At 61.0% G+C, this 20,143-nt stretch carries 21 protein-coding genes; 15 read left to right on the top strand and 6 right to left on the bottom strand.

What is annotated here, in order from left to right:
• Positions 1-160: 160 nt before the first annotated feature.
• Complete coding sequence (locus tag MET49242_RS25340) at positions 161-1,168, bottom strand: hypothetical protein (RefSeq protein WP_144259755.1); 1,008 nt, start codon at positions 1,166-1,168, stop codon at positions 161-163.
• A 474-nt stretch (positions 1,169-1,642) separates the two neighbouring features.
• Between MET49242_RS25340 and MET49242_RS22005 the strand changes: the two genes are divergently transcribed.
• The 4 genes from MET49242_RS22005 (at position 1,643) to MET49242_RS21990 (ending at position 7,918) form a co-directional block, all read left to right on the top strand.
• Entirely contained in the window at positions 1,643-3,226 is a 1,584-nt protein-coding gene (locus MET49242_RS22005; protein ID WP_051134404.1) for a DUF1800 domain-containing protein, read from the top strand.
• Positions 3,207-4,433: a DUF1501 domain-containing protein gene (locus MET49242_RS22000; protein WP_036286095.1), complete on the top strand. Its 1,227-nt coding sequence runs from the start codon at positions 3,207-3,209 to the stop codon at positions 4,431-4,433. Before MET49242_RS22005 ends, MET49242_RS22000 begins: the two co-directional genes overlap by 20 nt.
• A gap of 490 nt (positions 4,434-4,923) precedes the next feature.
• On the top strand, positions 4,924-7,011 hold the full coding sequence (locus tag MET49242_RS21995) for a rhamnan synthesis F family protein (protein ID WP_036286093.1): 2,088 nt from the start codon (positions 4,924-4,926) through the stop codon (positions 7,009-7,011).
• Positions 6,908-7,918, top strand: a complete 1,011-nt coding sequence (locus tag MET49242_RS21990) for a hypothetical protein (RefSeq protein WP_036286091.1) — start codon at positions 6,908-6,910, stop codon at positions 7,916-7,918. The genes MET49242_RS21995 and MET49242_RS21990 overlap by 104 nt, the downstream gene beginning before the upstream one ends.
• A 260-nt stretch (positions 7,919-8,178) precedes the next feature.
• Here the strand turns inward: MET49242_RS21990 and MET49242_RS21985 are convergent, their stop codons facing one another.
• Positions 8,179-8,994, bottom strand: coding sequence for a hypothetical protein (locus tag MET49242_RS21985; protein WP_036289179.1), 816 nt, complete (start codon positions 8,992-8,994; stop codon positions 8,179-8,181).
• The gene (locus MET49242_RS21980) at positions 8,994-9,419 is read right to left on the bottom strand and encodes a DUF6477 family protein (protein ID WP_244430872.1); all 426 of its coding nucleotides are present in this window, start codon (positions 9,417-9,419) and stop codon (positions 8,994-8,996) included. The genes MET49242_RS21985 and MET49242_RS21980 overlap by 1 nt, the downstream gene beginning before the upstream one ends.
• Before the next feature lie 126 nt (positions 9,420-9,545).
• Here MET49242_RS21980 and MET49242_RS21975 point away from each other — a divergent pair, with 126 nt between their 5' ends.
• Complete coding sequence (locus MET49242_RS21975) at positions 9,546-9,911, top strand: helix-turn-helix domain-containing protein (protein ID WP_051134403.1); 366 nt, start codon at positions 9,546-9,548, stop codon at positions 9,909-9,911.
• A complete protein-coding gene (locus MET49242_RS21970; protein WP_036286089.1) occupies positions 9,908-10,774 on the top strand; it encodes a DUF6456 domain-containing protein in 867 nt (288 codons plus the stop codon). Before MET49242_RS21975 ends, MET49242_RS21970 begins: the two co-directional genes overlap by 4 nt.
• Positions 10,775-10,827: 53 nt before the next feature.
• Here the strand turns inward: MET49242_RS21970 and MET49242_RS21965 are convergent, their stop codons facing one another.
• A complete protein-coding gene (locus MET49242_RS21965) occupies positions 10,828-11,250 on the bottom strand; it encodes a SufE family protein (RefSeq protein WP_036286086.1) in 423 nt (140 codons plus the stop codon).
• A gap of 183 nt (positions 11,251-11,433) precedes the next feature.
• Between MET49242_RS21965 and MET49242_RS21960 the strand changes: the two genes are divergently transcribed.
• The 5 genes from MET49242_RS21960 (at position 11,434) to MET49242_RS21945 (ending at position 14,296) form a co-directional block, all read left to right on the top strand.
• Positions 11,434-12,030 carry a LemA family protein gene (locus MET49242_RS21960; RefSeq protein WP_036289173.1) on the top strand — a complete coding sequence of 199 codons (597 nt, stop codon included), beginning with the start codon at positions 11,434-11,436 and terminating at the stop codon, positions 12,028-12,030.
• A gap of 2 nt (positions 12,031-12,032) precedes the next feature.
• Positions 12,033-12,887, top strand: coding sequence for a serine O-acetyltransferase (gene cysE, locus MET49242_RS21955; protein WP_036286084.1), 855 nt, complete (start codon positions 12,033-12,035; stop codon positions 12,885-12,887).
• Between the two features lie 40 nt (positions 12,888-12,927).
• Entirely contained in the window at positions 12,928-13,062 is a 135-nt protein-coding gene (locus MET49242_RS26430) for a hypothetical protein (RefSeq protein ID WP_256378607.1), read from the top strand.
• The gene (locus MET49242_RS21950; RefSeq protein ID WP_036286081.1) at positions 13,059-13,238 is read left to right on the top strand and encodes a hypothetical protein; all 180 of its coding nucleotides are present in this window, start codon (positions 13,059-13,061) and stop codon (positions 13,236-13,238) included. The genes MET49242_RS26430 and MET49242_RS21950 overlap by 4 nt, the downstream gene beginning before the upstream one ends.
• A 143-nt stretch (positions 13,239-13,381) precedes the next feature.
• Positions 13,382-14,296: a universal stress protein gene (locus tag MET49242_RS21945; RefSeq protein WP_036289171.1), complete on the top strand. Its 915-nt coding sequence runs from the start codon at positions 13,382-13,384 to the stop codon at positions 14,294-14,296.
• Between the two features lie 50 nt (positions 14,297-14,346).
• On the opposite strand, the gene MET49242_RS21940 is transcribed toward MET49242_RS21945, so the two are convergent.
• Both MET49242_RS21940 and MET49242_RS23650 read right to left on the bottom strand, forming a co-directional pair.
• Positions 14,347-15,147, bottom strand: a complete 801-nt coding sequence (locus tag MET49242_RS21940; protein WP_036286078.1) for an enoyl-CoA hydratase — start codon at positions 15,145-15,147, stop codon at positions 14,347-14,349.
• 68 nt (positions 15,148-15,215) lie between these two features.
• The gene (locus MET49242_RS23650) at positions 15,216-15,560 is read right to left on the bottom strand and encodes a hypothetical protein (RefSeq protein WP_084679344.1); all 345 of its coding nucleotides are present in this window, start codon (positions 15,558-15,560) and stop codon (positions 15,216-15,218) included.
• Positions 15,561-15,841: 281 nt separating this feature from the next.
• Here MET49242_RS23650 and MET49242_RS21930 point away from each other — a divergent pair, with 281 nt between their 5' ends.
• The 4 genes from MET49242_RS21930 to MET49242_RS21915 all read left to right on the top strand — a co-directional run bounded on the left by MET49242_RS21930 (position 15,842) and on the right by MET49242_RS21915 (position 20,141).
• Complete coding sequence (locus MET49242_RS21930; protein WP_036286076.1) at positions 15,842-16,873, top strand: acyltransferase; 1,032 nt, start codon at positions 15,842-15,844, stop codon at positions 16,871-16,873.
• Positions 16,874-16,992: 119 nt separating this feature from the next.
• The gene (locus tag MET49242_RS21925; protein ID WP_244430871.1) at positions 16,993-17,838 is read left to right on the top strand and encodes an SGNH/GDSL hydrolase family protein; all 846 of its coding nucleotides are present in this window, start codon (positions 16,993-16,995) and stop codon (positions 17,836-17,838) included.
• Between the two features lie 23 nt (positions 17,839-17,861).
• On the top strand, positions 17,862-18,578 hold the full coding sequence (locus tag MET49242_RS21920) for an RluA family pseudouridine synthase (protein WP_036286074.1): 717 nt from the start codon (positions 17,862-17,864) through the stop codon (positions 18,576-18,578).
• An 18-nt stretch (positions 18,579-18,596) separates the two neighbouring features.
• The gene (locus tag MET49242_RS21915; RefSeq protein ID WP_244430870.1) at positions 18,597-20,141 is read left to right on the top strand and encodes a TldD/PmbA family protein; all 1,545 of its coding nucleotides are present in this window, start codon (positions 18,597-18,599) and stop codon (positions 20,139-20,141) included.
• Positions 20,142-20,143: the final 2 nt, after the last annotated feature.

Genomic DNA, 20,143 nt, shown 5'->3' with positions numbered 1-20,143 from the left:
CGCTGGACGGAGCTCTTTTGCGGGATGGAACAGAAATCGGAAAGTGTGGCTGTCGAACCACAATGGTCGGCGCGGACGGTCATTTCGTTAGCGGCATTGACCTCATTGTGGTTCCTGACTTACCTAGATTACGCATGTGAAATTTGCGCCATAACATACACTAATCCTTGATAGTTTGCAGGCGGACAAGTAGACTCGCCGCTACATCGTATATGTCTTCGACATTGATCGCCGCGCCGTCGGTTTCAACTGGGTTAAGTAGCGCCGCTCCTGCTTCCGGGGCGAGAAACTCGGCCGCGAGATCTTCGTTGTTTTTTCGAAAATACGCACGAACAAAGTCGATTAGCGGATTCGGTAAAACGTAGCGGGGCGTTTTATTGAGCGTTGATGTGATACTGCTAATTTCTCTCAACATATTTATCTTATTTTTATCCGAAATCGCAAAATTATTCGCTCGCCATAATATTTCAGTCGCAATATGAGACATACTTTCATTTGCTGTCGGTATCCGGATATCCTGAAACGGGTAAGAATCAAGACCGAATGCATCCATGAAGTCGGCTACTAAATTATGCGTGATTACTCGTCCATCCAACAGCCGAACGACAATATTATTTTTACCAACGACTTTCGAATACGTGCGTGCTATTCGAAGATACTCGCATGTGTGTAAATATCTTGCAATATGTTGCGCTGGCGGCAATTTCGCATATAGTTGTTTGACGTGCTGCTGGAAATTGGACGCGAGCCAAGCTGATTGCTCACGGATATAAACGATGACTACGACCTCAATTTTTCTATCGGCTAGGACGGGAACAAGCTCATTTAACCAATTTGTCGGCGGTATCCAAATAAGGTCTTCATGGCTAATAACACAGCGGTTGGATGGTGCGCTTTCTATGAAATTTGAGAGGTCTTCGATAATCTTTTCATACTTCAGAGATGGTGGACAATTCATGCGCCCTACCTTGTCGAATATGGAATAGACGAGAGCATTCCCGTTACCGGTGGAAATATGCAGCGGTGTTGGGAAATCTTCACTCGGCACATTGAAATCGGGATAGGAAAAATAGTCCCTCTCTAGGAAGTCGCGATTTTCTGCAAAAAAATTCTGTAGGGACGTGGTCCCTGTCTTCGGCATACCAATGTGAAGAATCAATTTGCGCATTCGGACCGACCTCTCTGTCGTCGACGAACCCTTGAATAACCATTGAATCTTTAGTTTTGCAATCTGGAGCGCGGCATCATATCGTAGCTGCCATCAGGTTAGCGATGCGTGGAACGAAACTGTTTCAAAAAACATCAACGAACCGGCTCACAGCGATTGCAGCAGACGGCCATTGATTTCCCGAACGTGTTTGTCGATTGCGACGACCCGCGAGAGGGCGCTACATCACTGGGTCACGAATGCATTTTACATCAATGCAGAGCGTTGCATTACGTAAGAGCGTCAACCTATGAACAATGCGGCAATCGTGCCCACAAGAATGTCACCGTCCGCAATATTCGTGCGTCGGCGAGCCCGGCGCGAGTCGGAAATGACGGTTTTGCAGCACGATCCCTCATCCTGGGGGTGTTCGGACGTGTCGCCATGCGCTAATGTGTTTCGCGACATGGGGGGCAAGGCTTGACTGGCGCGGTCATGCGGCGATCGAATCTATTCAAGACGATTACCCGACTGTTTCTCGCGGCGCTCGCTTGTTTGGCGCCGGCAATCGTTGCCGCGCAGACGCCCGCGCAACCTTCCGCACGGGACGTCGCCATGGTCGACGCCGTAACCTGGGGCGTGAACGGCTCGAGCATCGACTCTTACATGGCGTTGGGGCCGCAACGCTGGCTGCAGGCGCAATTGCGCCCATCTGGGGAGTTGAATCTTCCAGTCGCGGCGCAGAAGCAGATCGACGCATTGCGCGTGACGCATGAGTCGCCCTTCGACATGGCGACGGAAATCGCCAATCTACTGAGCGTCGCGAAGGAGATCGCGGACCCGGCCCAGAGAGCCGCCGCGCAGCTCGCCGTCCAGCGGGAAATGAACGATATCGCGCGGCAGGCGGCGACCCGCACGATCCTTCGGGCGCTTTATTCGCCCGACCAGTTGCGCGAGCGCATGACGTGGTTCTGGTTCAACCACTTCAATGTTCATCAAAACAAGGCGAATGTGCGCGTGCTCGTCGCAGACTACGAGGACCGGGCGATCCGGGCCAATGCGCTGGGACGCTTTCGCGATCTGCTCGAAGCCACGCTTCGCCATCCGGCGATGCTTCGCTATCTCGACAACGCCGACAACGCGGCCGGTCGAATCAATGAGAACTACGCCCGCGAGATCATGGAGCTGCACACGATGGGCGTGGGCTCCGGATATACCCAGAAGGACGTAGAGGAACTTGCCCGCATACTGACCGGGGTCGGCGTTGATCCGCGGCCGGTCGATCCGAAGCTCCGGCCAGACCTTCAGCTCCAGCTCGTTCGCGACGGGCTTTTCGAGTTCAATCCTGCGCGCCACGACTATGGCGACAAGGTTTTCCTGGGGCGCGTCATCAAAGGCCGCGGCTTTGCCGAAGTCGAACAGGCGCTGGACATGCTCGCCGCACAGCCGGCCACGGCCCGCCATGTCTCGCGGCGGATCGCGACCTATTTCGTGGCGGACGATCCGCCCACAGCGCTCGTAGAGCGGATGGCCGATCGATTCACGAAGACACAGGGCGACATCGCCGGCGTGCTGGAGACGATGTTCCGCTCCCCGGAGTTCGCCGCATCGCTCGGAACGCGATTCAAGGATCCGATGCGCTATGTGGTTTCGGCGGTCCGTCTCGCCTATGACGGCAAGGTTATTCTCAATACCGGACCCATCCAGAATTGGCTGAACCGGCTCGGCGAAGGCCTTTATGGCCACCAGACGCCCGACGGCTATCCCCTGTCGTCTTCTGCCTGGAACGGTCCCGGGCAAATGATGGCTCGCTTCGAGATTGCACGGCAGATCGGTTCGGGCGCCGCTGGCCTTTTCAAGCCGCCGGAGGCTGACGCCGTCGCGACGCCGGCTTTTCCTCTTTTGCAGAATGCGCTCTACTTCAGCGCGCTGGGCCGGATGTTGCGCCCGCCCACGGCGACGGCGCTCGATTTGGCGATGTCCGCGCAGGAATGGAACACGCTGTTCCTGTCCTCCCCGGAATTCATGAATCTGAGGCCTCTCGCGGAAGGAGGATCCCATGCGCCTTCATCGCCGTGACGTCATCAAAGGGCTGGCGGCGTTCGGCCCCGCAACGGCGACTGGCAGGGTGTGGGCGGCTCCCAAAGCCGACGGCCGCTTGCTGATCGTGTTTCTGCGGGGCGCTTATGACGCCGCCAATATCGTGATTCCGGTCAGCAGCAGTTTTTATTACGCCGCGCGGCCGACACTGGCGATTCCCAGGCCGGATTCCGCATTTGGGACAAACTCGCCGGCGACAGCGCCCGCCACGCTCAATTCCGCCCTCCCCCTCGACAGCGACTGGGGACTTCATCCCGCCTTGCGCGAGACGATTTTCCCGCTTTACGCCAAGGCGCAGGTCGCATTCGTGCCTTTCGCGGGAACGGACGATGTGACGCGCAGCCATTTCGAGACGCAGGACACGATCGAACTGGGACAGAATATCGACGGAGAAAGAAATTTTCGCTCCGGATTCATGGCGCGTCTCGCCGCCGCGCTGACAGGCGTCCGGCCGATCGCCTTCACCGATCAGGCGCCGCTGATCTTCCGGGGAGGCGAAGCCATCCCCAACATCGCCATCAACATGGTGGGCAAGTTGGCGATAGACGAACGGCAGGCGCAGCTGATCACATCAATGTATGACGGTCTGCCCGTTGCGACCTCTGTGCGCGAAGGCTTTCGCGTGCGCGACGGGGTCTATAATGCGCTCTCGGATCACATGATGGACGCTAGCCGCGGGGCTGTCTCACCGAAGGGATTCGAACTTTCCGCGCGCCGTATCGGACGCCTGATGCGCGAGCAGTTCAACCTCGCCTTCGTTGACGTGGGCGGCTGGGACACGCATATCAACCAGGGCGGCGCAACAGGTTATCTCGCCGATCGAATAGCAGAGCTGGGCCGAGGGCTCACTGGATTCATGGAGGAGATTGGGCCGGGCTGGAGCGACACCGTTGTCGTCGTCATCTCCGAATTCGGCCGTACGTTCCGCGAAAATGGAAATCGCGGCACAGATCATGGCCACGGCAGCGTTTACTGGGTGCTTGGTGGAGGGATCAAGGGCGGCCGCATTGCTGGGGAGCAGACGCCAGTCGACGAAGCCCATCTGTTCCAGAATCGTGACTATCCGGTGCTGACGGATTATCGGGCCTTGTTGGGCGGGCTGCTGGCGCGCATGTATGGCTTCGATCGCGCTTCTCTCGAGAAGATTTTTCCAGCGACACGCCCCGCAGATCTAAACTTGCTGTAAGCTTCGGCATCGTCCGATGATCGACGAGGCCGCTCGATGCGCCTCAGTCGACGAGCGTGGCCTCAACAAGTACTTCCTTACCATTTCCGCCCGCTAAAATTGCGGCGTTCACGAATTCCGGCTCAGCTTGTTTTGGTCATCGTAGGTCGCCTGAGTATCGCATCAAGCCACCGCCAGACCTGTGGCTCCGCGCACAAACCCTGATCCATGGTAGTTGAATCATCGGGTTCAAATTGCGCCAACTCCTCATTGCACTAGCGCCATTGTCTACATTCTGATAAAAATAAACTATACCAAACCGAGGCCATAAAATATGTTAAAGCCCAAGATTCTGAAACTGTTGCCTGATTTTGGGAAGCGCTCCAAAAGCTTAAAGAGATGCTTTGATACAGACTATTACACACATGCATACCCCGACGTCGGAGAGGCAAAGATAGATCCTTTGCAGCATTATTTGACGGCAGGATGGCGAGAGGGCAGGAACCCCAATTTGAATTTCAATACGATCTGGTACCTGCACGCCTACCAGGACGTCGCGCGCCAGAATCAAAATCCGCTCGTTGATTATGTGAACGGCGGTCAGGCCAGCGGACGATTGAGTTCGCCCCCGGTCGACGAGAGCTCGTGGATGACTAAAGCCGCCGAAAATGAATTTCTGCCTGCCTCCGCGCGCGAATTCATCGCATGTTATGACATGATAAAAAAATCGGTGCTGTTCGACGAGACGTTTTACACGACATGCTACCCAGATGCGCAAGGCGATCCTCTGGAACATTTCATCCGAAATGGCTGGCGTCTAGGTTATCATCCCAGCCCAAACTTCGACATGCGGAAATATCTGCAGTCGTATGAAGACGTGAGAGCGTCAGGACAAAATCCCCTTATTCATTATCTGAAATCAGGCAGGCGCGAAGGGCGCAGGATCGAGCCTTTGCCTGAATCGGAAACCTGGAAATTACATGCTGGCACACGCGTGCATCAGGGCGCCCCACTCTACGCGACTCTCTTCGAGAAACAGATTTCGGCGACTCTACTCGATGAAAGCGGTCTGTTCGACGCCGAATGGTATTTGAATAGATATCCCGACGTCAGAAGCGCCGGCATGGATCCACGGGGCCATTTCATTTCATCGGGCAGCGCCGAGTTTCGAAGCCCCGGTCCCGGATTCGACGCTGAATGGTATTGCAGGCGATATGAAGATGTGCTCGACGAAGGATATGAGCCTCTCGTACACTATGTAAAATTCGGCAGAGCGGAAGGACGAGACGCGACGCCGCCGACGCCTGACTACACCTATACTTATGCGCTGAGCGACCCCGGCCCGATTCCGGACGTCGTTCCGGCGCGTCGACCGATCAATGATCACGATTTCGCGCTGGAAGTTCCATTTCACTATGCTCCCGACATAAACATGGACAAGCCCGTTGCGGCAATCGTTCATGCGTTTTACCCCGACCTACTCGAGCACATTCTCGGATATCTGGAAAATATTCCATGCGCTGTCGATTTGTACATTTCCACGGACTCGGCTGAAAAGGCGGAAATAATAGGCAAGGTAGTAAGAAATTGGTCCAAGGGCTCGACTGACGTCCGAATTATGGAAAACAGGGGCCGGGACATTGCTCCCATGATTGTCGGGTTTCGCGATGTATTTGCAAAACACGACATATTTTTACATGTTCATACGAAGCGGTCCCCGCACGCGGGCGATCTGCTGTATCATTGGAGGGACTACTTACTGAATACACTATTTGGAACCGGGGACATTGCCCGGTCAGTCCTCTCGCTGTTCAACGATCCAAAAATTGGCGTCGTGTTTCCCCAGCACTTTTTCGAGGTGCGGCGCATGCTGAACTGGGGTTTTGACTATGACTTGGCAAGGAACCTTCTCGCGCGCGTCGGCGTCCAGCTCAACAAGGATCTTGTGCTGGAATTTCCGTCAGGCTCCATGTTCTGGGGCCGGACGGACGCCATTCGTCCCTTGCTCGACCTGGATCTCCAGTTTTCCGATTTTCCTGAAGAGGCGGGCCAGATCGATGGCACTCTCGCCCATGCAATCGAGCGGACGTTGCTGATGGTCGCAGAGTCCAAGGGATATGAATGGTTCAAGGTCGCCAGGCGAGATCTCTATCCCTTGCCGGACACAGTTCTGAAGGTAACGGAGCCTGCTGACCTATTGAGACATCGACTTCGCGTATTTCAGCCCTGTCTCGCCCGCGCAGATGCGGCGCAATGCTATGAGCGTTTCGGCATGCCGGAGACGCGTTCGATCCTGTCCTATCCGTCGCGAAACAACAGGCCGCGGATAAATTTGTTGATCCCTTCCATCAACCCCGGGGACGCTTACGGTGGATTATCGACGGCGATCAGGATTTTCGAAGAAATATCATCGAACCTGGCGGGGGCCTTCGATCGTCGAATCATCGTTACGGACAGCCATATTTCCAGCGAAGCACTGAGCAGATTCAGCGATTATGCGCAGACAATGTATTTTCTTTCAGTCGGAGGACGACGGCGTCGCCGAAATCGTCGGCGCTGGCACGCGGCGGAACGGGCGTCTCAACCTGCGCGCCAATGACATATTCGTGGCGACCGCATGGTGGACAGCATGTCATGCTATTGATCTCTTGCGCGATCAAAAACTGTTTTTTCAAAAAAAGCTTCCCTTCATATATCTTCTCCAGGACGACGAGCCCTACTTTTACGGTTGGAGCACGAAGTGGGCGCTCGCTGAATCTACTTATCGCCACGGACCGGATACGATAGCCATTATAAATTCCGAGGAGTTGTATCTTGAAATCATCGGTAAATATGATTTCCTGCATAGTTTTTGTTATCCCTATGCAATAAACGGTACAATATCGAAATGCCTCGCGCCCGAGCCTCGGGAACGACTCATTCTCGTCTATGCGCGGCCCCACGCCCTCAGAAACGCCTTCGAATTGATTTGCGAGGCGCTCAAGCAGTGGCAGCAGCATGACCCGGTATCTGCGCGAGCTTGGGAAATCATCTGTCTTGGCGAGGAATTCGACAGGGCTCTGACCGAGCCCGTGCAAAATATCTCAGTAAAGGGGAAGGTCAGTCTCGAAACCTACGCCGATTACCTGAATAGGGGCGTCGTGGGAATTTCCTTGATGCTGTCGCCTCACCCCAGCTATCCGCCGCTCGAAATGGCGGAAGCAGGCTTGGTGACGATCACGAACAGATACGGGACGAAAGATCTTTTGCAACGATTCGATGACATTATTTCCCTCGATCGGGTCGACGCCAGGACTCTCGCCGAGGCCATTAAACAGGCTGTCGCCAAGGCCGAAGGGCTGGTCGGCAAGAGGACGGGTCGGAGAAAGCCGAAAAGCCTGCGCCTCGACGCGCCCATAAAATACTATGCAAGTTCAAAGGTCGCCGAATTGCTGAAAGAACTGGTCGGAACCTCCATTCATCGGACGACTGGATCGAGAGGGACCAGACGTCGCTTTTGGCTTTAAGCCAAAAGCGACGTCTGGGAACGTTATGAAATTGTTCTGAGCCGGATTGGAAATCTCGTCGACGAACGAGAGTGGTCTCGAAAGACGCCAATGTTGGCGGCGCGAGCGGGCGCCGCGCGCGGTATCGATCTCGCCGCATTGGCTTTAGCCCGCTGCGCCGTCAGCGGCGGGTCGGCGGGCCGCGGAACAATGAGACGCGCAATAAAACAGTGCTTCGCCTTATGCGTTTCTTTCGCCGCCGACCCGGGACTCCGCTTGCATTACGACCGCGCCATCAGTTCCAGCGCAAGGCCGTAAATGCGCATACGTGCGGGTTCAGGAAGGGTGCGCAGAACCTCCAGATATGTCTGCCCCGCGCCACACATTTTCGCGTCCTCGAGCGGCGGATTCGGCATCTTGCCGTCGAGCAGCGCGTCGATCTCGACCTTGTCCAGACCGCGGTCGGCGAGCGCCGTCTCCAGCAGTTTGAAGTCGGCTTCCGTCGGCTGCTCGCGGTCGATTTTCTTCGCCTGGCCATTGACCATCGCCTCCAGACCGGCGAGCGCCATATCGGTGACGAGCGCGCGGCGCGTGGACGCGAAATGCTGGAAGTCGAGATTGGTCGCGCCGTAAAGAAATGCGACGCACATTTTCTTGTCTTCCTGCGCCACCGCCTGCAGCACTTCGAGCTGCCGCGCAAAGACATTGGACATCTGCTCCGGCTCGGCCTTGGCGGCCAGAACGCCGCGCGACTGACGCAGGCGCCGAACCGCCTCGGAGAGGTAATAGTCGACGCTTTGCTCCTGCTTCGTCTCCGACAACCGCGTCGAAAATTCATTGAGCGCAGCCTCGTAGTCGCTTGTGAAGGTCTCGCGCATACGCGCGAAATAGCGGGCATAGTCCGGCGCAGCCGCAATCAGGGTCTCGATCGCCTGCCGCGCGGCGCCCTTGTCGAGCGCCGGCGGACTCATGATCGACGACAGCACTCCCGCGCCGTTCGGCTTCGAGGGGCCGAAAGCCATCATCATGAGACCGACGCCGAGACAGACCGCCACGATTGCGGCGGTCAGGAGAGCCAATATTCTTTCGAGCAGCATCATTTGCCTTTGGCGTCGGCTGAAGAGACTCCGGAATTTAAGCAATGCCGGGCGTCGTGAAAAGCGTCCCCGTTGCGCCGGGCGCCTGTTTCGCCGAGAAGTCGCGCCAGCCGCCGGGTTTCGGCGCGATGCGCGACGAGCAGCGCGATGTGCCGATTGAGGTCGTAGCTCCAATGCCCCTTGCGGGCCCGCTCGACGCGCATGGCGCGCTCGATCTCGCGGAGCACCTCGCGAGCGGCCTCCGGCGTCTCACTCAGAATGGTTTCGATCGGCAGACGATGAAAGCGCGCAAGCGCCTCTCTTCGGTCATATCCCGCGAGACTGGCGGTCAGTGCGGAATCGACCGCGCCGCCGGCGGCGGCTTTCAGGCGCTCGAAGGCGCGGATCTTGGCGCGGGCGGTGGTGCGATGCAGGGTGTCGGACATGGTTTCTCCTCCAGCGCGCCAAGAATGAACTCCTTTTTCTGACTGGTGATAAGTTTTATTACCTCTTGAATAGGATTTTTTTCCGCCATAAGCTCGGCGCATCGATCTTGGCTGGAGTTTTTCCCGATGGCTTCCGCAATTTCAGTTTCCGTCCCCTGTCCCGGCGCCATAGCCGGCTTGAGCGCCGGCACGGCGGCGGCCGCCGTCGGCGTGCCGGCCGCAATGCTCGCCGCTCCCACCCGAAGCCGCCCGACGGTGGCGCGGGCGCGCCAGCTCGCCGTCTATCTTCATCATTTCGCGCTGGGCGCGAGCGTCTCGGCCTGCGCCCGCCTCTTTGCGCGCGACCGCGCCACCGTGCGCAACGCCCTGGCGCGCATCGAGACCATGCGCGACGATCCGCGCTTCGATCATTGCGCCGCGCGACTGCAGGCCGCCATCGCGGCCCAACGGGACATGATTTTGGCGCTCATCGCCGAAGGAGCCGCGCAATGACGAAGAATTCACGCAAGAAATCAAAAGTCGACGACGCCGCGGCTCGCGCCCTGCGCCGTCTTCTGGAAGCGCTGAGCGAGGCGGGCGCCCGCGCGGCGGCAAGCGATCTGCAGGACGACACGATTGTCGTGCTCGCGGCAAGGAATGGCGTGACGGTCGTGCGCGCCAGGCTGCCGGCCTCGACCGGCGCCGCCGCCATCGCGGAGGGACTCGTGGAATGGGAGCGCGAGGGGGCGACGCGTCGCCTGCGCATCACCGGGGCAGGACGCGCCCATTTGCGCCGTCTGGAGGCGCCAGCCGACTCGACGACGGACCCTTTCCGCGCCCAGCACAGCCTCTATGTCGCGCGACCATTGGAGAAAGGCGCGCGGCCGACGCTTGTCAACGAGGCCGAGAGCCCACTCGCCTGGCTCGCGCGGCGCAAGGGCCGCGATGGTCGGCCGTTTCTCCAACCCGCGCAGGTCGAGGCCGGCGAGCGCTTCCGTCGCGATGTGGAGCAGGCGCAGATCCTTCAGCGCGTCACCGCCAATTGGGAGGCCTCGATCGCCTCATCCCGCCGCGGCTCCGACGCCGGCGTAGCTGTGACGGAGATCGCCATGGACGCCCGAAAGCGTCTCTCCAGCGCCTGTGACGCCGTGGGGCCGGAGCTCGCCGGACTGCTCACCGACGTCTGCGGCTATCTGAAGGGGCTCGAGCTGGTGGAGAGCGAACGCGGCTGGCCGGCGCGCTCGGGCAAGTTGGTGCTGCGCATCGCGCTGGACCGGCTCGCCCGGCACTATGGGATCGCCAGCGAGGCGACAGGGCCGGCGCGGGCGCGCGGTGTCCTGCATTGGGGAGCGGAGGATTACCGGCCGGCTCTGTGAATCGCCCCGCCCTTCCCCTCTCCCGCGTCGGCGGGGGAGGGACAGGCGGGCAGTCAAGCCGCCAGCGCGTCGCGCGCCTCCTTCTTGATCCGCTCTACCATGGAGCGCAGGCCGTTGGCGCGCTGCGGCGTCAGATGCTCGGCGAGGCCGAGCTCCCTGAAGAGCGGCATGGCGTCGGTGTCGACAATCTCTTGCGCCCCGCGCCCGGAATAAAGCGCCAGCACGAGCGCCACGAGCCCGCGCACGATATGGGCGTCGCTGTCGCCGCGAAAGGTCAGGATCGGCGCGCCGGCGGCGTCCTGCCCGCGCGTCGTCTCCAGCCACACCTGGCTTGCGCAGCCGCGCACCTTGTTTTCGTCGGTGTAGGCGTCCTTGGGCAGCGGCTCCAGCGTGCGGCCCAGTTCGATCAGATAGCGGTAGCGGTCCTCCCACTCTTCGAGCAGCTCGAAATTGCCGATGATTTCGTCGATGGCCATAGCTTCGCTTCCCTTGCGTCGCCCCATTCTAATCCAAACGCGTGCCGCGTTGCGATATATCCGCGCGAAGCGACAGACCGGCCAGTGCGCGCCCTTTCCTTGGGGTTGTGGAGGCCTTAAGTTTGCGCTCGTTGGACCTTTGCCCGGCGCGCCCTTCGCGCAGGCCTATATATGGAGATGCATATGAGCCTCATGACCCGCTGGCGCGCACTCGCCGTCGCGATCGTTGCCGGACTTTCGCTCTCGGGCTGCGGCTACAACACCATTCCCACGCTGGAAGAGAACGCCAAGGCGAAATGGTCGGACGTGCAGTCGCAATATCAGCGCCGCGCTGATCTCATTCCCAATCTCGTCGCCACCGTGCAGGGATACGCCAAGCAGGAAAAGGACGTGCTCACCTCCGTCGTCGAGGCGCGCGCCAAGGCGACCTCGGTGAAGGTCGACGCCTCGACGCTGACCGACCCCGAGAAAATGAAACAGTTTCAGGAGGCTCAGGCGCAGCTCACCGGCGCGCTCGGGCGGCTGATGGTGATCAGCGAAGCCTATCCCGACCTCAAGTCGAACCAGAACTTCCTCGCGCTGCAATCGCAACTCGAGGGCACCGAGAACCGCATAAATGTCGCGCGGCGCGATTACATTGAGGCGGTGCGGGAGTTCAACACGTCGCTGCGCACCTTCCCGACGCTTCTGTGGGCCAAAACCTTCTTCTCCGGCACGAAACCCATGGCGGAGTTCACCGCCAATGAAGCCGCGCAGACAGCGCCGCAAGTGAAGTTCTAGCGATGGATTCCGCCCCGCGTCCCGAGGATCTGAGCGCCCTCTGCGCGAAGGGCGAGGATGCGATGTGGGCGCATATGCGCGCAGAGGCGGAGGAAGCGCTCCGCCTCGACCCCGCGCTGACGCCGCTCTTCATGGGCGAATTGCTGAGCCGTCACTGTTTCGAGGAAGCGGTCATTCATCGCGTGAGCGGGCGGCTCGGCGCCTCGGCTCTCGACGTGGCGGCGATCGCCGACGCTTTTCTCGAGGCGCTGGAAAGCGACCCGTCGATCGGCGAGGCCTTCCGCGCCGACGCCGCGGCCTATGTGGAGCGCGACCCGGCCTGCCGGCGGCTGATCGAGCCCCTGCTCTATTACAAGGGGTTCCACGCAATCCAGGCCTCCCGGCTGGCCCACGCGCTCTGGGGCGCGGGAAAGCGCGACTTCGCCTTCTACATCCAGAGCCGAACCTCCGACGCGCTCGCCGCCGACATTCACCCGGCGGCGCGTTTCGGAAAGGGTATTTTCCTCGATCACGCCACGGGCTTCGTCGTCGGGGAGACGGCGGTGGTGGAGGACGACGTCTCGATCCTGCACAGCGTGACGCTCGGCGGCACGGGCAAGGCGGCGGGCGACCGCCACCCCAAGGTGCGGCGCGGCGTGATGATCGGCGCGGGCTCGAAAATTCTCGGCAATATCGAAATAGGCGCCTGTTCGCGCATCGCGGCCGGTTCGGTCGTGCTGGCGGCGATCCCGCCGAACTCCATCGTCGCCGGCGTGCCGGCGAAAGTCGTCGGCGTCGAGCCCTCGGCGCAGCCGGCGCGCGACATGGACCAGATCCTGCGCGGGCTGGCCTATGATTCCTTCGATTACGTTATTTGACCGCAGGCGTCGCGGGGGCGCGCGCAACCGGCGCGGTCGAATGGTGTTTGATCCGGCCGTCTGTTTCATTGGTGGTCTGCTGGTCATCCTCCCCGGCGCCGAAATGGCGCTTCGCGGCGCCGGGATCCTGAAAATCAACCGATCGTCGTCGGCGCCAGAAGCGTCGCCACTGTGACGAGCTTTCCTGAACTTGCCATTGGCGTGACGGCGGCAGTGGAAGGGAGAAGCGCGATCGCCGCGCCCGACGGACCGGTCTTGCCTATCGACAGGCGCGAATCGCGAACCGCAAGCTTCTTCTTCGCCGCGCTCCATGTCGCCTCTCTGCCCGCGCTGGCGCATCTTCGAATCTGATGCGAGCGCCGTTCACCGCTGGCCCCGCCCGGATCCGGTCGCCATATGCAGAAGGAGTCGATAGATCGCAGGCCGATCCTTTTTCGAAAACGGAGGGCTTCGGAAAAATTCAGACAACCGCGCCCGTTTTTTTGAGGAGACGCATGTCGCAGAAAAAGCACATTGTCGCGGCGACGGATTTCTCGCAGCATTCCGCCGAGGCGGTCGAGAGAGGCTTCATGATCGCGAGCCAGTGGTCCGCGCGCTACACGATTCTGCATGCGGTAGAACTCGACGCCTTATCCCTGTTTCAGGCGCTCTTTGCCGAAAATCCCGATCTTGGCGAAAAACTCGCAGCTGTGGAACGCAACCGGCTGCGCGAGTTCATCTGCGCCCTGCCGCATCCGGAGGGCGTTCATGCTGAACTGCGAGTCGAGAGCGGCCCCGCCTCCGTCGCGATACCCGACTTTTTGTCGTCTGCGGGCGGCGATCTGCTCGTGATCGGCGCGCATGGAGGCGGATTTTTCGATCGTCTCGTACCGGGATCGACGGCGTCCGCCCTGTTGCGCGAAAGCCGGGGACCGGTGCTCATTGTCAGGAACAAGCCGCGCGAGCCCTACCGCCGCGTCCTCGTGGCGGTCGATTTTTCGCCCGCGTCAGAATCCGCCGTCGCTCTCGCTCGCGACATCGCGCCGGAGGCGTCGCTGACACTCATTCATATCTTCGACGCTCCGTTCGAGGGAATGTTGCGGCTCGCCGGAGTCGACGACTGGAAGATCGCCTCCTATGAAATGGAGGCGAAACGCCAGGCCGGACAGAAACTCGAGAGCTTGATGAGGGGACAGGGGCTCACGCCGGCTCAATGCTCCACCGTGGTCATTCAGGGAGATCCGACGCGGCAGCTCCTCAGATATGAGGAGAACCTCGGATGCGACCTTATCATTGTGGGCAAGCACGGAACACACCTCAGCGAGGAGCTGCTCCTCGGCAGCAAGACCAATCATCTCCTCGCGATGTCGAGGCGCGATCTGCTCGTTGTCGTCGACCCGCGCGGGCCGGCCGCGCCGGAAGGGATCTGACGCTTCCCGGCCTGACAGGATGCGCGCACGGCGCCCGGCTGGCCGAAGTCTCAGCTTCCCCTGAATTTCGGCGAGCGCTTGTCGAGAAAGGCGGCGCGGCCTTCATCATAATCCGCACTGTCGAAACAGGCGGCGGCGAGCGCCTCGCAGCCCTCGGGCGACAGCGCGCCCGGAAGCGCGGCCGCGGCGCGAATAGCGGCCTTGGCGGCCTTCAGCGTCAGGGGCGCATTGTCGGCGATCGACTCGGCGAGTTCATGCACGGCGCCGATAAAACTCTCCTGCTCCATGAGCCGGACAAGGAATCCCGCGTCGCGCGCCTCCCGCGCAGAGAGACGCCGCGCCGTGAAGAAAAGATCGAAGGCGAGCTGCGGCCCGACCGCCGCCACCACATATCTCATCGCCGACGGCGGATAGCCGACGCCGAGTTTCGCCGCGGGGATGGAGAAGACCGCGCCTTCCTGCGCTACGCGCAGATCGCAGGCCGCAGCGAGCCCCATGCCGCCCCCCATGCAGAAGCCCGATATGGCGGCGATGGTCGGCTTGGAGAGATTGGAGATCGCGTCGAAAGCCTCGACATTGGCGGCTTCATAGGCGCGTCCCCCGTCGCTCGTCGCCCGCATGGTCGAGAATTCCGAAATATCGGCGCCAGAGCAGAAAGAGAGGCCCGGCGCGCCGCTGATAACGAGCACGCGCGCTTCCGGCTCGTCCTCGATCGCTTTCATCAGCGGCGGCAGGGCGCGCCACATGTCGAAATCGAAAGCGTTGCGCTTGGCGGCGTTGTCGATGAAAAGGCGCGCGACGCCGAAGGCGGTTTCCACGCGCAGCTTGGGAGTGGGAGACGTGATCGACATGCGTTTCCTTTATAAAGAGTCAGCTTCGACCGGATGGCCGCATGGCGACGCAGGTCCGAGGGGAAACGCTACTGCGGCGCGACGCGATGGTCTTCATCGCCTTGCCCGCGCACCAGCGAAATCAGCCTTTCCTCGCCGCCGCCATCCCGCCATTTGGCGTTGCAGAGCGTGGGCCCGCAAACGACTTCGGGATAGCGATAAAGCGATTTGCCGGAGGCGGTCTTCAATCCATAGCTCGAAACGGGCGTCCAGCCTTTCGCGAGCAATGACTGTCGCACCGCGCGATATCCCTCGCCGCTCGCGTATGGCTCCTGCGCCCGAGACGCGCCCTGGAACGTGAAAAGCGAAACGAAGCAAGCGGCTATGGCGACGCAGCTCCGCCAATTGACGATCCCCGGATATCGAACGGACATATAGGCCTCCTTACTTCGGCGCTCCCCGACGTCGAATCGAGTCGCGATCGCGCCCCATGCTTGATTGGATTTGAGCATCCTTGTCGGGTCAAGCGACGAAAGAAGCGTCGGCAACCCTCGTTTTTCACCTCGATCTGGACATTCGATGACGCGGCGCCCGCGACCACGCGCCGCAGGCTTCCGCCCCGTTCGCGACCTCTTGCCACAGCGTTCCCCGCTCGCGAGGGCGTAAGGTCGATTCCGCCCGCCAGAGGCTTTTCCGGCGCAGCAGTGGAGTGACCATGTCGGTCGGATCGGACAAATTGGCTTCGCCGGGCGCGCTGAGGATGGCGCTGGCCTTCGCGGTTTTCCTTCATCACACGTCGAGTTTCAACCTCGGCATGTCCGCGGTGCTGATCTTCTTCGTCCTCAGCGGCTATTGGGTCGCCACGATGTGGACGCGGACCTATTCGAAAACGACGGCCGCCTATTTCACCTATCTCGTGTCGCGCGTCTGGCGCGTCGCGCCGGTCTTCGCCTTGTGCTCGGCGATCACCTGGGCGCTCCTTTTCTGGCGCGGCGGCGCGCCGGAGGACGTGGGCGGCCTGCTGCATCAGTTTTTTTCCAACATCATGATCCTGGGCTATAATTCCCTTCCCTACCAGGCCAATTTGCCGGGCTGGTCGCTGGACATGGAGATGCAGTTCTATCTGATCGCTCCGCTGGTCGTCTTTCTGGTCTCGAAGAATATCTTTCTGCTGTTTGCCTGCGTGCTGGTTTCATTCTTCTCGCCCTGGCTCGGCGGCGCCGCCACGGTGGCCCCGTTTCTCTATTTCTTCGGCATTGGCGTCGCTTCGGCCAGCCACGATCTGAATCCGAGCTCCCGTTTGGCCTATGGGTCGCTTTTCGGGACGCTGGCGCTGCTGCTCGTGTGCAGCGTGATCCTCGTCAAGAACATCGTGCTCGGCGGGTCGAATGGCGAGGCCCTGCTCGCTTTCGGCCCCAAGACCAACATGCTCATCGCGCTGATGATGACGCCCTGGGCGCTCTACACGACGCGGCAGAAAAGCGGCGCGACGGACCGGATGTTCGGTGAATTGTCCTACATCTTCTACCTGCTGCACTGGTCCGTCATCGGCGCGCTGGGGACGGGCGCAGGCTCCTATGCGAATCGTCTCCTCCTTTGCTCCGAGGCGCTGGCGGTGATCCTCGCGGCGTCCTTCGTGATCTGGCTGCTGTTCGACCGTCCGATCAACAGGCTTCGAGCCGCCTGGGTCGCCAGCCGGCGGATCGTCGCCGAGCCGGCGGGGGCGCTGCAGCCGCTCGTCGCCTGAACGGACTTTGCGTTGATCGCCGGGCGCATGTTGCGCCCGGTTCGCCGCAGACAGGAAGCGACACGCCCGGCCATAGCCGCGGCGTTGCAAAGCTGATAAGCCAACGCCCGTCGCAAGCAATGAGGCCGCGCTCAGGCGCGCGGGTCGGCGGGATGATCGGCTACGCAGCGTTGGCAATCAGGCAAGGGCTGGCGGTGCTCCTTCCCGGCGTTCATCGGGCCGCTTTCATCCTGATGGTGACGGGCGGCCTGACGCTTCTGACGCTGAAACGCACCGACGAACCGTCCATCGGTTGCGCCATCGTCGACGGTCACGCTCCAGATTACAGAATCCTCGTGGTGGGCGAGTCATGGGCGTCGGGAGGCAAGCTTTTGCCGGAACTTCCGAAAGCCGTGTCGGAACGCCTCGGGGGAAGAGGCGTGCAGACCTGCAGCATCGGCTTCAATGGCCGTAACTCTAGGCTTCTGTATACGGAGCTGCGCGAGAAATTTCCGAAGGAGAAAATTGAAAGCATCGCTAACGGGAAAAAGCTGGACAAGGTCATCATCATGAATGGCGTGAACGATGAAATCCAGCACGTCGGCGCATCGACCTATGTGGAATACACCAAGAAGCTCGTCGAGTATTTTTCGGACGCGGGCGACGTCGAAGTCATTTCGATCCCTCGCGTCAACGAGCGCTATTTCAAACCGCCGAACCTCTACAGTCTGATCAAGCGAACGATATTGCGCTGCTTCTACGACGGCTGCGATTATCAGATCAACGACTTGTACAGAGTGGCCCTGTGGCGGGACCACCCCGAGCTACACGTGATCGAATTCGACAATTTCATCGACAAATTCGAGGGTCACGAAGAATATTACACGCTGGACGGCGTGCATCTGACCGACGAATACTATCACAAATACGGCGCTTTCATCGGCCGCGCCATGTCGCTCAGCGCGGATGAAACTCACCGCAAATAGGCGCCGCCTGCTATAAGCGCGCCATGAACCTGCTCTCCCGCCTTCTGCATCGCGACGGGCTGATGCTTATCATCGACAAGCCCGCGGGCGTTCCCGTGCATCGCGGCCCCAAGGGCGGCCCGAGTCTCGAGGACGCCTTCGACGAGCTGCGCTTCGGCCTGCCCCGCGCCCCGGCCCTCGCCCACCGGCTCGACAAGGACACATCCGGCTGCCTGGTGCTCGGCCGCCATCGCAAGGCGCTGGACCGCCTCGGTAAACTGTTCAAATCCGGGCGCATCTCCAAGACCTATTGGGCCGTCGTCGAAGGCGCGCCGGAGGCGGAGGAAGGCGAGATCGACCTCGCGCTGGGCCGGCTCGACGCCGCCCGCGGCTGGTGGATGCGGCCCGACCCGCTGGGCCTCCCGTCGCGCACGAGCTGGCGGGTGCTGGGGCGGAGCCCCGACGCCAGTCTGGCCTTCGTCGAGTTCACGCCGCACACCGGCCGCACGCACCAGATTCGCGTCCATGCGCAGGCGATGGGCTGGCCGATCCTCGGCGATCCCATTTATGGCCACGGCAGGCGCGAAGGCGCGCCGCCGCTGCATCTCCATGCACGGGCGATCACCATTCCCATGCAGGACAGCAAGGAGCCGGTGCGAGCAGAGGCGCCGCCGCCGGATCATATGAGCGAGGCCCTTGCATTGTGCGGATTGGCGCCCGATTTGCCAACTACAACCAAAACGATCAACATGACGGTTTGAATCGCAGGAGAAACGACCGTGGCGTCGATATTTGCGCCCATGCGCGACGCGCCGGAGCGCCAGACCGCCGTCGGCGAGAGCCGCTTCGCGCTCGACCGCGCGATGCTCGACGATCTTGCCGACCTTGCTCTGGAGGCGGCGAAGCGCGGTGGGGCGAGCTATGCCGACATTCGCCTCGGCGAGACGAAACGCGAATACGCCTACGCCAAGGACGACCGGCTGGAGCAATATGACGAGCGTGCCTCGCGCGGCTTCGGCGTTCGCGTGCTGCTCGACGGGAGCTGGGGCTTCTATGGCGCGCGGCGGCTCGACGCGGCGAGCGTGCGTGAGGGGGTTCAACGGGCGCTCGACAACGCCCGCGCCGTGCGCCCGATACAGGCGCAGCCGGTCGCGCTCGAACAGCTTCCGGCGCATGAGGCGGAGTGGATCATGCCAATGGGCGCCGATCCTTTCGCCGTCTCGTCGCGCGAGAAGTCCGATCTGCTGCTCGCGATCTGCGCCGCGGCGCGCGACAACGGCGCCGATTTCTGCTCGGCCTCGCTGTCGGCGGCGCGCGAGGAGCGCATGTTCGCCAACAGCCATGGCGCCCGCATTCTTCAGACGCGCACCCGCGTGCATCCGACCTTTACGGCCACCGCCATCGACCGCGGTCTCGGCCGCATGGCGACGCGCGACAGCCTGACGCCCGCGCGCGGCGCCGGCTGGGAATATGTGCTCGGCGCCGGCCTCGTCGCGGAAGCCGCCCGCGCGGGCGAGGAAGCGCGCGCGAAGCTCACCGCCAAACCCGTGACGGCGGGCGATTGCGACATCATCATCGACCCGACCAATCTCTGGCTGACGATCCACGAGACCGTCGGCCATTCGACCGAGCTCGACCGCGCCCTCGGCTGGGAGGCGAATTTCGCGGGCACGACTTTCGTGAAACCCGCGATGCTGAACAATCTGCGCTTCGGCTCGGAGCTGATGACCATTGTCGCCGACCGCTCGCAGCACGGCGCTCTCTCGACCATAGGCTATGACGACGACGGCGCGCCGGCGGAACTCTCGGAATTCGCGATCGTCGAAAAGGGCGTATTCCGCAATTTCCAGATGGCGCTGGGACAGGCGCATCTCATCGGTCTTTCGGCCTCCAATGGCTGCGCCTATGCCGACAGCCCCACGGCTTTCCCGATCCAGCGCATGCCGAATATCTCACTGAAGCCCAATCCCGATAAATGCTCGCTCGACGATCTCGTGAGCGGGATCGAGAACGGAATTTACGTCGTCGGCGCCGGCAGCTGGAGCATCGACCAGCAGCGCGACAATTTCCAGTTCGGCGGCCAGCTTTTTTACGAGATCAAAAACGGCAAACTCGGCGAGATGCTGCGCGACGCCGCCTATCAGGGGCGGACGACGCAATTCTGGAATTCGCTCGACGGTCTGGGCGACGCGAGCACCTATCATCTCGACGGCACATTCACCTGCGGCAAGGCGGAGCCGGTGCAGGTCGCGCCCGTCTCGCACGGCACCCCGCTCGCGCGTTTCCGCAATGTGCGCGTGCTGAATACGAGCAGCGACGCCTGACG

The sequence above is a fragment of the Methylocystis sp. ATCC 49242 genome (assembly GCF_000188155.2).
GTDB lineage: Bacteria > Pseudomonadota > Alphaproteobacteria > Rhizobiales > Beijerinckiaceae > Methylocystis.
The sequence above is the reverse complement of the archived record's forward strand: the minus strand, read 5'-3'. Positions and strand labels throughout refer to the sequence as shown.